Source organism: Leucobacter massiliensis, assembly GCF_002982315.1.
Lineage (GTDB): Bacteria > Actinomycetota > Actinomycetes > Actinomycetales > Microbacteriaceae > Leucobacter > Leucobacter massiliensis.
The window spans coordinates 360,802-374,842 of sequence record NZ_MWZD01000017.1; the positions used below are offsets into that span (position 1 = coordinate 360,802).

Below are 14,041 nucleotides of genomic sequence, written 5' to 3' on the forward strand. Positions count from 1 at the left end.
TCTGCGCCGGTTGTGGTCACTCCGAGGATCGTATGGCGCGGCGCGGCGTGGTCCGCGCGGATGGCGCATAGTCGCCATCCGGCGCTGTCAGCCTCTGCGGATCAGCGACCATCCGGTCTCCGCCCTGCCCCGGGCCTCGCGACGCTCCACCGTCCCGAGCAGCTCGAGCTCGACGAGGGCCGCGTGTGCCTCGGCGAGGGTGAGCCCCGCCCGGCGGGCGACGTCCAGCGCGGTCCGCGCACCGCGCAGGGGCAGAGCGTCGAGTGCGCGCCGGTGATCCGCTGGCGGCCGCGCCGATCCTCCCGTTCCGCTCTGATCCTGAGGGCCCGCGGCTCCCGCATCCGGGGCCCGGCCGGTCGGCTGGCGCTCGCCGTCGTGCGGGCCCGCCGACGGCCTGCCGGGCTCCGGTGCGAAGAAGGCCGGCCCGTCGAGCTGTTCGAGGAACTCGCACAGCTCGGCACCGTTGGTGACGAGGGTCGCACCGTAGTCCCGGATCAGCCGGTGGCAGCCGGCTGAGGCGGCGCTGGTGACGGGGCCGGGCACCGCCGCGAGACCGCGCCCCAGCTCGGCCGCGTGCCCGGCGGTGTTGATGCTGCCAGAGGTCGCCCCCGCCTCGGTCACGAGGGTCGCCCGGGTGAGCGCGGCGATGGAGCGGTTGCGCTGCAGGAAGCGCCAGCGCGTCGGAGTGGAGCCCGGCACCATCTCCGAGCAGACCGCGCCGGACGCCGCGATCCGGTCCAGCAGGCTCTCGTGCGCTCGCGGGTAGGGCACATCGGCGCCCCCGGCCAGCACGGCGACCGTGGGGGAGTCGAGCGCCAGCGCCGCGCGGTGCGCGGTCGCGTCGATCCCGTAGGCGGCTCCCGAGACCACGGTCGCGCCCAGCGTGCAGACGGCCTCGGTGAGCTCGGCCGTGATGTGCGAACCGTAGGAGGTGCAGGCCCGGGCCCCCACGACCGCGAGTGCCGCGCGGCCCAGCAGGGCGGGGTCTCCGCGCACCCAGAGCGCCGGAGGAGCGTGGTCACCGAGGTCGCCGATCGCCCTCGGCCAGTCGCTCGCCTCCGGCGTGACCACCCGCATTCCGCGCTCCACGCCCGCCTGCAGATCTGCGAGCGTCGCCGCGCGGTCGAGGCGCAGCCGCCACCGCTCCAGCCCCCGCCGGAGCGCCGGGCCGGCAGGCTCCTCGCCCGTGCGCTCCCGCACGAGATCCCGCACCCGCGCGGCCGAGGCATTCGCCGCCAGCTGCTCCAGCGCCGTCACCGGGCCGAGCGCGCGGAGGAGACCGCCCGCGAGCGAATCGCCGGGCTCGACGAGCCGGGACCAGACGATCCGGGCGAGCAGCACGTCTCCGGCGTCCGGTGACGGATCGGCGCTCGCCGTAGCGACCGTGCCGGGGGCGCCGTCGGCGGGCCGGCCCCGGTCTTCGGGATCGTCTCGGGAGCAGCCGGGCATCGCGATGCCGTGCGTGAGTCGCTCGAGCAGCGATCGCATCTCGGCATCCGCCCGGATCCGGAGCTCTGCAGCGTTCACGGTGCATCACCCCCGCGTAGCACGAGGGCCTGCGCGATCTCGGCACGGCCCGGGCGATCTCGTTCCGCGAGATCCGCGATGCTCCAAGCGACGCGCAGGACCCGGTCGTAACCCCGCAGGGTCAGCGAGCCGAGTGCCAGCGCACGGTCGAGCACCGCGGTGTCCGCGCGCGGGAGTCTGCCGCTGCCTCCGCGCAGCCAGTTGCCGGGCACCTCGGAGTTCACCTCCCATGGCGTGCCGCGCAGCCGCTCCGCCGCCCGGCTGCGAGCCGCGGCGACGCGCTCGCGCAGTTCGAGGCTGGTGGGAGCCGGACCCCCGACGTCGAGCTGCAGCACGCTCGACACCCGCCGCACGCCGAGTCGCAGGTCGATGCGATCGTGGAGCGGGCCCGAGATGCGCTGCAGGTACTTGATGCGCGTGCCAGGCGAGCAGCGGCACTGCTCGGCGGTGTCGGGCGAGCCCGCGTTGCCGCAGGGGCAGGGGTTGGCGGCGAGGACGAGCTGGATCTTCGCGGGGAGCGCGGTGCGCAGCCTGGCGCGGTGGATCTCGATCCGCCCCGATTCGAGCGGCTGGCGCAGCGCATCCAGCACGCTGCGGGGGAACTCCGGCGCCTCGTCGAGGAAGAGCACGCCGTGGCAGGCGCGGGTGATGGCCCCAGGCCGCACTCCGCCGCCGTCGCCGCCGCCGACGATCGAGACCACCGACGCGGTGTGGTGCGGTGCCTCGAATGGCGGGCGCCGTACGAGACGGGTGAGCGGCACTCCGCCGAGCGCGGCGATGCTGCTCGCGGTGAGCGATTCGCTCGGGGAGAGATCGGGAAGGATCGAGGGCAGACGCGAAGCCAGCAGCGTCTTTCCGGCGCCGGGCGGGCCGAGCATGGAGAGATGATGGCGCCCGGCCGCCGCGACCACGAGTGCCTCGACCGCCTCGGGCTGACCGACCACGTCTGCAATGTCGAGCGCGTCGCTCTCGCCGGCTTGCCGCGTCTCCGGAGACGGGTCCGGGGCCGCGGCCGGGGTCGCGGCTGCGGCGCCGCGCTCGCCGCGGTGCCACGCCACGGCGCTCGCGAGGTCGGGCACGGCGACGACCTCGATGCCGGGCACCAGCGCCGCTTCCGCCCCGTTTGCCGCCGGCACCATCACCCGTTCGAAGCCGAGTTCACGGGCTGCGAGCACGGCGGGCAGCAGGCCTGCGGGGCGGCGCAGCTCACCGTCGAGCCCGAGTTCGCCGAGGTGCGCCACTTCGGGCAGCCGCCGCGCGGGCAGGTGCTCCGAGGCGGCCAGAGCTGAGAGCGCGATCGCGAGGTCGAAGCCGGAGCCCTGTTTGGGCAGCGACGCCGGGCTGAGGTTGATGGTCAGCAGGCATCGTTACCTGCCAGCCTGTCGTCTCCGTCGGCGGTAGGGCGTAGGGTTCCCGCATGCCTGGTTTCAGTCCTCGAGTCGGGTGGCGTGTAGCCGACGATGTTGCCTGCGCGCTTGCGCGGGCGGTCCTGGGCAGCCCGACCGCGACCGTGCGCTACATCGACGAGGTCTACGGACGAGAGCCGGGCAGGGTGTACTTCATCCACGTCGCGGACCGGGAGGGGCCAGTGGTCCGCCGCAAGGTCCTGCCGTTGGAGCTCGATCGGTTGCGCAGTGCCCACGGTGCGCAGCTCGACCTTGCGGTGACGCGAATGATGCTCGCTGATTGCCTGAATGCGCCGTAGACGCACGAAAGCACCCCCTCCCGGCCCGAAGGGCTAGGAGGGGGTGTAGTCGTGTGGGGTAGGGCTGTCAGCGTGCGTAGCGGGGTTCGTAGTGGGGTGTGGCTTCGCTGCCGAGCATCCACTTCTCGAAGGAGGGCCAGCGGCGGCCGAGGTGGCGGGCGAGGGCGTACCAGGCCCAGATCACCAGGGCGGTGAGGGCTGCCTGGATCAGCCACGCCGCGGTGACTCCGACGAGCGGGACACCGCCGGCGGCCGCGGCTTCGACGAGCACGCCATCGATCCAGGCAAGGGCCGCGGCGATCCCCGGGACTGCGGCGATCAGGCGCGCGAGCAGCACACCGATCAGGGCGGGCACGACGGTGCGCACGACGGCGGTGCGGGTGTCGGTCGTCTTGGTGGTCACGGTTTCTCCTTCGCAGGGTTGAGGGTGTCTTCGATCTCTTCACGCCATTCGGCGGAGTCGTCGAGGTGCTTGTTCAGGGTGCGCCGCACTTCGCCGATCTCCCGACCCAGGTCGATCGTTCGGCTGTCGACTCGTCCCAGGTCTCGGCGCATGCCGCGGAACTCTGCCATGACCGCAGCCTGGTTGTGGTCGATGTTGTCGCGCAGGTTGTAGGTTTCCCCGGTCGGGAGGGTGTGCGAGTTCGCTACCTGCTCCTCTGCGGACTCCGCGGCCTTCTTCGCGCGCCGCGTATCGAAGCTGATCTTCCCGATGAGGGCTGCCAGGACGACCTGCGCGGCACCGATGACGGCGACCATGACGGGTTCGCTCATTCGTCTCGCCTTCCGTAGCGGTCGGCCAGCCACTTCGCGCCGGTGATCGCGCCGAGGATCGCGAGCGCTACGCCGCCGCCGGCGAGGATCACCGCGAGGTCGTTCACCGCTGCATCTTCCGTGCGTCGGCGATGAGCTCCTGAAGCGTCTTCGGCGTCAGCCACACCTCGGGGGTGCCGATCGCCTTGAGGTTCGCCGCTTCCTCTGCGTTCTGCAGGATCACGAACCCGCCAGTGGGGCCCGCGTAGACGCCGTGCTTGCCGTGCTCGGTGGAGCGGTAGATGATTCCGCGCATGTCTTCTTCTCCTTCGGTGGTGCCGGTGAAGATCACCGGGTTCATGGTTCTCGGGTTGATCCAGTTGCCGCCGTTCCAGTACTCGTCCCAGCGCAGCTCCCAGTGGATGTGCACGCCGGTCGACCAGCCGGTGTCACCGGCCCCGCCGATGCGCTGACCGGCCTTCACTACCTGCCCCGCAGCGACCTCGATCGTGTCGAGGTGCGCGAGGTGCGCGATCAGGCCGTCTGCGCGGCGGATCCTGACGACTTTCGCTTGGCCGTTCGCCCAGATGTCGGTTCCGGGCAGGCGTCCTGACGCGCCGTCGCCGCCGGCGAAGATCACGACCCCGTCGAACGGAGCGATCACTGCGTCGCCTCTCTGGGCGGCGAGGTCGATGCCCATGTGGGTTCCGCCGCGGGTGCCGGCCTCTTCGGTGATTACCGGGTTCAGGGACGGCCAGAGCACGATCTGATCTGTCGCCATGCCCCCTCCTTTCACAGGTGCAAGCCCCTCACGGGGAGGGGCCGAGGATGGATTGGACGCCGGCGAGGATCATCGCATCGGTGATCACGTCGGGTCTGGCACCGGCACGCGGAGACCGCTCCGGAGGCGAAGGCTCGCCGCTCCCAGCCTCCTCTCCTGGGAAAGCGAGGAGGTTGGGAGCCACCAGATTGTGGCTCCCTTCGGAGTGGTCGATCAGACGTAGTTCGGGGTGGTGCTGATCGTTCCGGTGCCGCCGTTGACTGCCGAAAAGTTGGCTCGGAACATGTTCGCGAAGATCCACACCTCGGAGGTGCCGGCGTTCGCGTAGACGCCGACGCCTAGATTGCCGGGACGGCTCGTCGCGTGGTTGCCGGTGATGCCGATGCGGCGGGCATAGCCTGTCACGCGGATGCAGCCTTCGGTATTCGTGGCGGCGTACCAGTCCATGATCGAGTTGCCTGTGATCAGGACCTCCGCGTTCGCTGTCTCGGATTCGGCGGCGTCCACACAGATCGCAGCCTTGCTGTCCGCGACGTTGGTGATGACGTTGTTCGAGATCACGGCGTTGCGGCGGCGGCCGTACAGCAGGATCGCCTCCAACCCGGTCCCGATGATCCGACACGACGAGATGGTGAGTCCGTAGGTCGAAAGGGTGACCGGGTTCGAGGAGCATATGATGCCTCGCTGAGCGGCGTTCCGGATCACGCAGCGGTCGATCATCGCGTTCGTGCAAGTCTCCATGCGGATGCCCGCCCCGACCACATTGCTGATGCTGCAGCCTGTGATGAGGACGTTCATCCAGTAGATCGCGCCGATGCCGTTGCCGTAGTAGTCGGAGCCGGTGGTGGCCTCGACGACGCAGTCGCGGATCGTGATGTTCGTGTGTAGCGCGCTCGACCCTGGCGCCCGATCGTGGGTGCCGACGATCGCTCCCGGTGCGCCAGCATTGGCTGAGGCGCGGGACACGCACGAATCGACAACGATGTCGTTGCACATAGTGTTATCGAACGGACCAGGGGATCCTGAGCCGTCGAAATTACTGTCGATCTGGATGGCTTCGCCCGGCACGGGAGACGCGGTCCGGAAGAAGCCCTCGAAACGGCAGTCACGGATCCGTGCCCCGTTCACCGCGAGAACCTCAACATGGTGCGCGCGGACGTTGCGGATCGTGACCCCCTCGATCAGGACGTTCCGGCAGCATGCGAAGAAAAACCCGTCGCCGCCGGCGTTGTATGCCTCGTCGTGGCCGCGAGCATCCCAGATGCCGCCCACGATCGCCAGGTCCGAGTTCCCGGCATAGCCGCCCGCGACGGCCCCGTTGAAGTTGGTGAGCATGTTCCCGAAGTTGCTGACCTTGCGGATCGTTGCGCCCTCGGCCTCGATGCGAATGTTCGAGGCGGGGATTCGGATCGTCTCCGAGATCCCCCACGTGCCCGGGGGAATGATGAGGGTGCCACCGCCGAGACCCGCCAGATACGCGAGCGCTGCCGCGATCGCCGCGCTCGAGGAGATCGTCAGCGACGGTGTCGCCCCGAAGCTCACGATGTTCGCGACCGCGCCGACGCGGCGGTCGATGTACGCCTTGTTCGCGCCGTCCGTGTCCGCGGCGGGCGTCGCGATGCCGGGGAGAACGCCGCCCGCGCCGCGCAGAGGGATCGTGGATGCGGTCGCGGTGCCCGCGGTGGGGAGCTGCTCGAGAGGCACCTTCCCTGCGACCTTGTCGGCTTTCCCATCGATGCGGCCGTTGAGCACGGCCGGGTCGATCGAGTCCGCCGCGGCGACCGCACGATCCGCCTCAGCGCCGGCCGTGGTCGCGGCGGTTTCCGCGTCCTCGACGGCCTGATTCAGGCCCACGAGGCCACCGAGCGCGTCGACGAGTTCCTTACCGTTATCGATCGCGGCTACGGTGTCGTCTCGGGCGGACTCGACCGCGACGAGCCACGGGGGCGGCCCCCACGGTGACGCCGGTACACCAGCCGACTCCACCACAGGAAGGCTGCGGTACTCGACAGCCTCCTGATCGGGAACTGCGGTCCACCAATCGTGGGTACGTCCTCCGAACATCTCCCTTACACGCACCGCCGTCGTCGGCGGATTCGCAGGAAGAGCGAACGCGGCGCCGTCCAGCGCGCGCAGCTCACCTTCGACGACCTGGGCTACGGCGATTGACCGGGTGACCAGCAGGTCTCCGGTGTCAATGCGCTGGGCTTGTGCGAACTCGATTCTGCCGTTCTCCGGCTGGCCGGCGCTGTCGGCGATGGTGCCGGAAATGATCGTCATCTCAACTCCCTTGGGGTCTGTTTAGAGGACGGGCTGCACGTCAATCTGCAGTCCGACTGCGGTCGCGAACCCGTCGGTGGGGTGGGCTTGCGCGGTGAATGTGTAGGGTCCAGGCCCAGGCATCATCACGATCCACGACCGTTGAGCGGTGCCTGCATCTGAGGCGCCGCCGAGCGCCATAGCTCGTGCAAGTACGGCATCGGGTGTGCCCCCGAGCGCGCGGTCACGAGTGAATCCCGGCGCGGAGAAGGTCAGAATCGTGCTGCCACCGGTACTACCCCCCGTGACCGTGACCCGAAACTTCCGAGACAGGGAGGACGCCTCCACGGAAGGTGGTGCGGGCATCCACGATGCTCCCGTGTGCATTGCGCCGGTCGAGTTCGTAAACACCTTGGCGGCGTCCTCGAGCTTCTCCACCGTCTCCTGCAACCGCATCAATACGCGGTCGCGTTCTGTCCCGGTGGGGCTCTGCACGTCCGCGAGTGATCGCTGTATGCGGCGCAGCTCGGTGGGGAGACGCTTGTCGGCCGGCGTGTAGAAGCGGGTCACCATGACGTCATCCCCGCGACTACGACCCCGTACCAGTCGTTGTCGTGCGACCCGGAGACTTCGAGGATGCGCCGAGGGTACGATCCGTCAGGGATCAGCCAGTGGTCAGTGACCTCGATGGTGCACCAATCGCCATGGCGGAGTCCGTCTGCTCGTTCAGCGCGAACCGCGAAGCTCCAATACTGAATCGGGCTTGCACCATCTTCGAGTCTGCGTCGAGCCCAGGCGTCGAGAGTGGCCTGTTCGGACACCGAGGAGTGGGATGAATCCCACACCTCGGATAGTGGCACTCCAGCCTCAATGAGCGACGTGCCTGTAGCTCGACCCACCAGTACGCGGTCATCGTCTTTGCCGCCGGTGAAGATCGCGGTCTGGGTAAGGAACTCGGGGCTGATTTTCGCGTTCAGGTCTTTGATGTCAGGCTCGGCGCCGCCTGACTGCCAGGTGTGCCAGAACGCCGAGACGAGTTCTCGTGCGGTGTCGGTGGCTGTGACGAAGGTCCACCTGAGTCTGTCGTTCTCGTCGACGCTCGGTACCCAGTCCCACTCGACACCCCCCTCGAGCTCTGAGATATCCTCGATCGCGTCCTGAACGGGCTTCCCCGAGACCGCTGTCCAGGACTTCTCTCGGGTGCCGGAACGGTCCGCTTCGAAACTGACCGGGAGCTGCCCACCGGGGTGCGACAGGGCCTGCTGGATGAGACGCTTCATCATGGTCCCGTACTCCACCCCGGAAACACGGGTATCGCGCGATGCGATCGGTAGGCCGTCAGCGTCGACCAGCGGCCAGTAGGGGTAGGGCAAAACGTAACGCCGGTCGAATATCGACTCCGGGCCCCGGAAGGGGAAGACAACGTGATGAGTGCCGTCCCGGTCAGTGTCACCTTCCGGGATCGAGAGAATCCCAGCGGCTCGCACTCGCCCGTCATCCTCAGACACCGACACCGCGTACTTCCGCGGCACCATGAACTGCCACCAGGAGCGCCCGGTGTAGCCCGGGATCGTGACGGCTGCTTCGTCAGCCCGACACACCCCCGTCGACCAAGTGATCGCAGAGAAGTCGAGCTCGGTGACCATCTCACCTGTGGTCGTTTCGTGGAGTAGCGCGCGCATCGACACCCTCCTTCGTGTTACATCGAGACGAACAGGTAAACGCCCATGTTGACCGCCGAGGACGTGTCGTTGTGCAGGTGCACGGTGCAGCTACTGGCCGTGAGGTTGTTCACGGTCGCGTGCGCTCCACGACTTCCGCTGCGCGGGGATGCGATCGCAATCACCGGAGCCGAAGAGAACGTGCCGGCCGGGAACGCGACGGGCTCAGAGATTGTCGAGTTGGCAGGCACGGAACGCACTGCGAGCTCGCGCCGGTAGGTGATGGTCTGGTCCGGGGCGACGCGCTTCCATGCCGTCGCGGTGCGCTGCCAGAGCACATCCGCGACCATCGCAAGCTGCCCCGGGGTGGCAAGGAAGGCGTCCCGCTGTGCGGCCGTGCGAAACGGGAGGACGCCTCCAGCGCACACGGTCGTCTGGAACGTTTGAGTGCCGACCGCTGCACTCGTGCTCGTGTTCCCTGCGGAAACCCGGAAGCGCGCCAGTTCAACCGCACCGGAGGGAAGCGCGGGAGGCTGTGGGACCGAACTCGCGAGCCCTTGCGCGACGAACACAGCTTCGACCGTCTCGCCAGCGCCAACATCAGCCGGACGTGAGTAAATGATGTCGATGCGAGCGTTCGAAGACGGAGCCGGCGAGGTCGCCACCGACTCGAGTTCCGGTGAGGGACCGATGAGGACGGTCCTTCCTTCCACACGCACCGCAACGAAAGGGGAAACGTCGTAGTACCAGTCGGAGCGGCCGCGCACAAGATCCGCGCGCGAGGGCATCACCCCTGCCAGCGGAACCCCGACAGCATCTCGAACGACGAGGCCCGCAAGTGCCGCCCCAACTTCCGCACCCTGCCAGTCGTAGTCGTCCGAGAGAAACCCGGGAATCGGCATCACATTGCTCCAATCCTGTAGTCGGCCCACATCTTCGGGTCGCCAGCGCGCCCCTCCACGTCGAACCGGAATTCGTGCGTTTCCCCCGCGGGGATCGCAAACCACTGCCTCGCCGTCATCCAACGCGTCAACTCCGCCGCACCCATCTGGGCTCGGCGGATGCGGGAGTCAAGCGTGACGAACTCCCCATCGGGGATCGGCCATTCCAAGCGGAGCCGTCTGCCATCGGTGATGTCGCGCACCGTGACCGCGTCGAAACCACCTGACACCGTGATCACGGGATTCAGGGCTATCGCGCCCGGGTTCGGGACGAGCAGCCGAGCCGCTTCCGAGGTTCGACCCGTGTTCCACGGAGTGCGCTTGGGAAGTCGCAGACCCCCCTCGATGACGGGTAATCCGACCGGACCCAGGCGCTGCTGCGGACCGTAGCGACGCGGATCAGGTGCAACCATGTCGACGATGAACCGCGTCCACTTCCGTCCCCGGTCGGGGTCGATCTTGAGCGTGTCGATCTCCACCCACCGCTCCCAGATACCCCCGACTGTAGACACGCGCATCGGACCGGCGCCGGCGGCGAGCGCGGCCTCGAGGCGGTCGCGTACGGCGTGGAGTTCGGCATTGCTGCCGGTGTAGATGTGGCCTGTGAGGGTGATCACGCGGGAGTCGCGGAGGACTTTGGAGCGCGGGAATCGGCCGTGGCCTCCCGGGATGCTGTCGGCCGTGCCGCGTACGTCCGGGAGGCCCCACCAGCCTTCGAGGTTCGACCAGATCAGACCGGCGTCGGGTTCTTTCGCACCGGCGAGGGTGACGCCGAGGAGGTCAACCCAGATGATTTCCTCATCCAACGATTACCTCCTCGACGCCACGGCCAATCTGCTTGCCGACGATCCGGGGATCGCGGTCGTACATCTTGACCTCGGTGTTCACATTCACGGTGCGGGCCGACCCGGCACCCTCGGGTGTTGGGCCATCGCCCGGCGCGCGGCCGCCGATGTCGGACGATGCAGTGACGGTCGCGGTGACGGTCTCCATAGCGTCCTGGGCACGCTTCGCCGCGCTCTGAGCCATCTCCACCAGGGAATCGCCGAGCTCCGGGGCTTCGCGGTCCACTCCGGCGACGGCGCCGCGCACAACGTCGCGGCCCGGCTGGATCATCCGCCTGGCTGGCGACTTGATCCCGAAGAAGTCCTTGAACCCCTGGAACGCGGAGCCTGCGAGATCGACAATCGCGTCGACCAAGGCGCCGGCCATCGAACCGAGTCCGTTGATGATCCCCATCACGATCTGCACGCCAAGGTCGAGCCAGTCGACCCCCATCAGCCCGTCCCAGATCGCCGAGACGATCTGCGGGAGCATCTCGATGATCTGCGGGATCGCGCCGACCAGTCCCTTGATCAGTGCGACGATCAGCTCGATACCTGCCTTGATGAGTTCGGGCAGCATCGTCAGCAGCCCGGTGACGAGCTGGATGATGAGATTGATCGCCGCGGTGATGAGCTGCGGCAAAGCCTGGATCAGGCCCTTCACCAGGGACAGCAGCAGGTCGATGCCGGCCTGGATGATCATCGGGAGGTTCTCGATGATCGCCGAGAGCAGACCCATGACCAGGTCGAGGGCCGCCTGCAGCAGCGTCGGCAGCGCCGTGATCAGGCCCTGCACCAGCGCCATCAGGAGCTGGATCCCGCCCTCGATGATCATCGGGAGCGCGGAGACGATCGCCGTCAGCAGCCCGGACATCAGCTGCAGCGCGCCCTCGATGATCATCGGCAGGTTCGTGACGATCGCGCTGATCAGCCCCTGGAGGAGTGCGACCCCGCCCTCGATGAGCACAGGGATCGCGGCCACCAGACCCTGCACGAGCGCCGTCACGATCGACGTCGCCGCCTGCAGGAACGCGGGCAGCTGCGCGAGGATCGACTCCACCAGCTGCGGCACGAACGCCGCGACCTGAGAGACGATCCCGGGGAGCGCGGCGACGACCTGGTTGAGGATTCCCGTGATGCTGGACACCAGCCCGGACAGGTCACCGCCCGAGAGTGCGAACCCGGCGAACGCCGCGGCCACGATCCCAAGCGGGGATGCCAGCGCCGCGAGCGCCCCGCCGAAACCAGGAAGCAGCGCCCCCAGCGGCCCGAGCCGCGCCAGGACCGAGGCGAGCCCGCCGGCGCCGAGCGCGGTCATCGCTCCCGCGAGGGGACCGATGATGCCGGATAGCCCCTCAAGAGCGGTCCCCGCGATCCCGCCGCCCTCGCTCAGCTTGGTGAGGAAGTCGGTGACCCGCTGGATGCCGGGGCCCACGACGGCGTCGAGCTTCTCCCCGAACGCGGCGGCCCGCTCCTCGAGCGGAGCCATCGCGGCGGTAATCGCTTGCAGGAGGGGAGCGATCCGGGCGAACAGCCCGTACATCTCGCCCGTGTCCTTGTTGATGCCGCCGAAAATCCCGGCGCCCGAACGTCCGAGGGACGCGAGCATGTTCTTCCACGCGCCGGGGACGGTCTTGCCGATCTCGTCCGCGACGGTGCCGGCGGCAGCCTCCGCGGCGGCCGAGAAGGTCTCGAAGTCGACCTTGCCCTCGGAGGCCATCTTGAAGACCTCGCCCGCGGTGACGCCCATCTGGTCGGCGAGCGCCTGGTAGATCGGGATGCCGCGGTCGGCGAGCTGCGAGATGACGTCGTTCTGGACGCCGTTCGCCTGCGTGGCGGCACGGTTGAAGATGCCGCCCATCTCCTCCATGGACATGCCTGCCGCGGAGGCGTTGTTCGCGATCCGCTTCAGGTGCCCTTGCAGGGCCTCGCCGGGTCCGATGCCGGCAGCCACCGCTGACGCGGCCACGGTCGCGGCTTCGCCGAGGCCGAACGCCGTGCCCTTCACCGACGCAGTCGCGTCGTTCATGATCGAGGCGACGGCCTGACCGTCATGGCCGAGACCCGTGAGCTTCGCGCGCGCCGTGTCGATCGAGGTCAGACGCGAGAGGCCCGCGCCGAGAGAGACACCGATCGCCGCGCCTGCGGCCGCGACTCCCGCGGTCGCTGCGTTCTGGATGCCGGAGGCGAGCGCCTGGCCGGCAGCGGAGCCCGCGCGCGACGCGGCGGAGACGACCGACTGGAAGGCGCTGGCCGTCGCAGAGCCGAGCCGGCCGAGGCCGGTGGCGAACGTCGACCCGAGGCGGCCCGCTGCCGCTGCGCCGGCGGTGCCGAGCTTCGAGAACAGGGCCCCGACTTGCGTCGACACCGGGGACAGCCACGTCGAGACGCGCTGGCCGAGGCGCACAAACGGCGACGCGAGCAGGGTGCCCGCGGCAGCGACGTACTGCGCCATCGGAGCGAACGCGCTGCCGACGTAGGAGCCCAGCGAGGACAGCTGCGTGCGGACGGAGGTCAGGCTCCTCGCGAGCCCGCCCCCGACCATCGACGCGAGCGAGCCGAACGACTTCGACACGGCCTGCGCCTGCAGCGACGCCCAGTTCCCGAGCTTCGTGTTCCGGGCGAGGACCGTCATCTCTTTCGCGACCCCGCCGATGGATCCCGCGATCCCGGTGAACGCGGACTTGCCGGCGCGCGCGTCGGCGTAGCCGGCGCGGAGGTTCGTGAAGAACCCGGCGAGGCCGTTGCTGCCGCGGTCGGCGGCGACGGCGGTCGCGGCCGATGCCGCAGCGAGCGCGGCCTGTGCGCCCTGCAGACGCGAGGAGGCGGCGGCGACGCCCTCGGTCGCGGCCGCGTGGTTGCGGCGCGCTGCCGCGAGGCGCTCCTCCGCGGCGACAGCCTGAGAGGACCCGGCGCCGGAGCGGGCGATCGCTTCCTGCAGCTTCACCTCGGCGACGCGCACACGCCCCGCCTCGTCCTGCTGCTTCAGCCGAGCCCGCGAGAGCGCGGCCGAGGCCGCCGAGACCTGCCGGTTCAGGCCCTTCACCTCGGCCGCGCCGAGGCCCTTCGCTGCCGACGACATCGACGCCTTCAGGTCGCGGCCGATCTGTCGGCCGGCCTTCGCGCCGGCGCCCTTGAAACCGCCCTCGAACGACTTCGCGCCGGCGGCGCCCGCGTCCTTCGTGCCCTTCGTGACCCGGGACTTGAAGCCCGTCATCACCGGGAAGATGCTGATGTGGGCGGAGCCGACCTCGGACGACATGGCACCCCCTTCAGGTCAGGACGAGAACACGATCCCGCTCTCGAGTGCTGCTGTCGCCTCGGCGATCTCTTCCGCCGATGCGTCCGACTTCTTCCGGCGCGGGGTCTCGAGCGCCCACGGCATGAGCCGCTTCGACGCCTTCGGATCCCCGACCTGCGCGATCAGCGACAGGAGCTCGAGAGTGGATGCCGAGTAGGCCCAGCCGGCGAGCTCCGCGCCGAGCGCGGTCGAAGGGTCGGATGCTGCGGCCTCGATGAGGTCGCGGGCCTCGCCCCACGTGACGGCGCCGCCCAGGTCCGAGAGCCCCACGCCGAACCGCTCGCGCAGG

General features: G+C 69.1%; 13 protein-coding genes. 1 reads left to right on the forward strand and 12 read right to left on the reverse strand.

The annotated features are described in order from the left end of the window. Positions 1–87: 87 nt before the first annotated feature. The gene (gene dprA / locus B4915_RS08480) at positions 88–1,527 is read right to left on the reverse strand and encodes a DNA-processing protein DprA (protein WP_245907411.1); all 1,440 of its coding nucleotides are present in this window, start codon (positions 1,525–1,527) and stop codon (positions 88–90) included. Next, complete coding sequence (locus B4915_RS08485; protein WP_105805367.1) at positions 1,524–2,888, reverse strand: YifB family Mg chelatase-like AAA ATPase; 1,365 nt, start codon at positions 2,886–2,888, stop codon at positions 1,524–1,526. Before B4915_RS08485 ends, dprA begins: the two co-directional genes overlap by 4 nt. A 56-nt stretch (positions 2,889–2,944) precedes the next feature. Between B4915_RS08485 and B4915_RS08490 the strand changes: the two genes are divergently transcribed. Continuing rightward, on the forward strand, positions 2,945–3,232 hold the full coding sequence (locus B4915_RS08490) for a hypothetical protein (RefSeq protein WP_105805368.1): 288 nt from the start codon (positions 2,945–2,947) through the stop codon (positions 3,230–3,232). Between the two features lie 67 nt (positions 3,233–3,299). Here the strand turns inward: B4915_RS08490 and B4915_RS08495 are convergent, their stop codons facing one another. From B4915_RS08495 to B4915_RS08540, 10 genes are all read right to left on the reverse strand, one after another. After that, complete coding sequence (locus B4915_RS08495; RefSeq protein ID WP_105805369.1) at positions 3,300–3,635, reverse strand: hypothetical protein; 336 nt, start codon at positions 3,633–3,635, stop codon at positions 3,300–3,302. Further along, the gene (locus B4915_RS08500) at positions 3,632–4,006 is read right to left on the reverse strand and encodes a hypothetical protein (RefSeq protein WP_105805370.1); all 375 of its coding nucleotides are present in this window, start codon (positions 4,004–4,006) and stop codon (positions 3,632–3,634) included. The genes B4915_RS08495 and B4915_RS08500 overlap by 4 nt, the downstream gene beginning before the upstream one ends. Before the next feature lie 103 nt (positions 4,007–4,109). After that, the gene (locus tag B4915_RS08505) at positions 4,110–4,766 is read right to left on the reverse strand and encodes a M23 family metallopeptidase (RefSeq protein ID WP_105805371.1); all 657 of its coding nucleotides are present in this window, start codon (positions 4,764–4,766) and stop codon (positions 4,110–4,112) included. A gap of 213 nt (positions 4,767–4,979) precedes the next feature. Continuing rightward, entirely contained in the window at positions 4,980–7,046 is a 2,067-nt protein-coding gene (locus tag B4915_RS08510; RefSeq protein WP_105805372.1) for a right-handed parallel beta-helix repeat-containing protein, read from the reverse strand. A gap of 21 nt (positions 7,047–7,067) precedes the next feature. Continuing rightward, positions 7,068–7,598 carry a hypothetical protein gene (locus tag B4915_RS08515; RefSeq protein ID WP_105805373.1) on the reverse strand — a complete coding sequence of 177 codons (531 nt, stop codon included), beginning with the start codon at positions 7,596–7,598 and terminating at the stop codon, positions 7,068–7,070. Next, positions 7,592–8,707 carry a hypothetical protein gene (locus B4915_RS08520; RefSeq protein ID WP_105805374.1) on the reverse strand — a complete coding sequence of 372 codons (1,116 nt, stop codon included), beginning with the start codon at positions 8,705–8,707 and terminating at the stop codon, positions 7,592–7,594. Before B4915_RS08520 ends, B4915_RS08515 begins: the two co-directional genes overlap by 7 nt. Positions 8,708–8,724: 17 nt before the next feature. Beyond that, the gene (locus tag B4915_RS08525) at positions 8,725–9,588 is read right to left on the reverse strand and encodes a hypothetical protein (RefSeq protein ID WP_146120047.1); all 864 of its coding nucleotides are present in this window, start codon (positions 9,586–9,588) and stop codon (positions 8,725–8,727) included. Next, entirely contained in the window at positions 9,588–10,433 is an 846-nt protein-coding gene (locus B4915_RS08530; protein WP_105805376.1) for a phage tail family protein, read from the reverse strand. Before B4915_RS08530 ends, B4915_RS08525 begins: the two co-directional genes overlap by 1 nt. Next, positions 10,426–13,713 carry a phage tail protein gene (locus B4915_RS08535; RefSeq protein ID WP_105805377.1) on the reverse strand — a complete coding sequence of 1,096 codons (3,288 nt, stop codon included), beginning with the start codon at positions 13,711–13,713 and terminating at the stop codon, positions 10,426–10,428. The genes B4915_RS08530 and B4915_RS08535 overlap by 8 nt, the downstream gene beginning before the upstream one ends. A gap of 15 nt (positions 13,714–13,728) precedes the next feature. Continuing rightward, positions 13,729–14,022 carry a hypothetical protein gene (locus tag B4915_RS08540; RefSeq protein WP_245907412.1) on the reverse strand — a complete coding sequence of 98 codons (294 nt, stop codon included), beginning with the start codon at positions 14,020–14,022 and terminating at the stop codon, positions 13,729–13,731. Positions 14,023–14,041 lie beyond the last annotated feature (19 nt).

Bases quoted from the DNA above. Each gene is read 5' to 3' on its own strand.
- B4915_RS08510 (WP_105805372.1), bottom strand. From the start codon at position 7,046: ATGACGATCATTTCCGGCACCATCGCCGACAGCGCCGGCCAGCCGGAG.
- B4915_RS08490 (WP_105805368.1), top strand. From the start codon at position 2,945: ATGCCTGGTTTCAGTCCTCGAGTCGGGTGGCGTGTAGCCGACGATGTT.
- B4915_RS08515 (WP_105805373.1), bottom strand. From the start codon at position 7,598: ATGGTGACCCGCTTCTACACGCCGGCCGACAAGCGTCTCCCCACCGAG.
- B4915_RS08505 (WP_105805371.1), bottom strand. From the start codon at position 4,766: ATGGCGACAGATCAGATCGTGCTCTGGCCGTCCCTGAACCCGGTAATC.
- B4915_RS08525 (WP_146120047.1), bottom strand. From the start codon at position 9,588: ATGCCGATTCCCGGGTTTCTCTCGGACGACTACGACTGGCAGGGTGCG.
- B4915_RS08520 (WP_105805374.1), bottom strand. From the start codon at position 8,707: ATGCGCGCGCTACTCCACGAAACGACCACAGGTGAGATGGTCACCGAG.
- B4915_RS08535 (WP_105805377.1), bottom strand. From the start codon at position 13,713: ATGTCGTCCGAGGTCGGCTCCGCCCACATCAGCATCTTCCCGGTGATG.
- B4915_RS08500 (WP_105805370.1), bottom strand. From the start codon at position 4,006: ATGAGCGAACCCGTCATGGTCGCCGTCATCGGTGCCGCGCAGGTCGTC.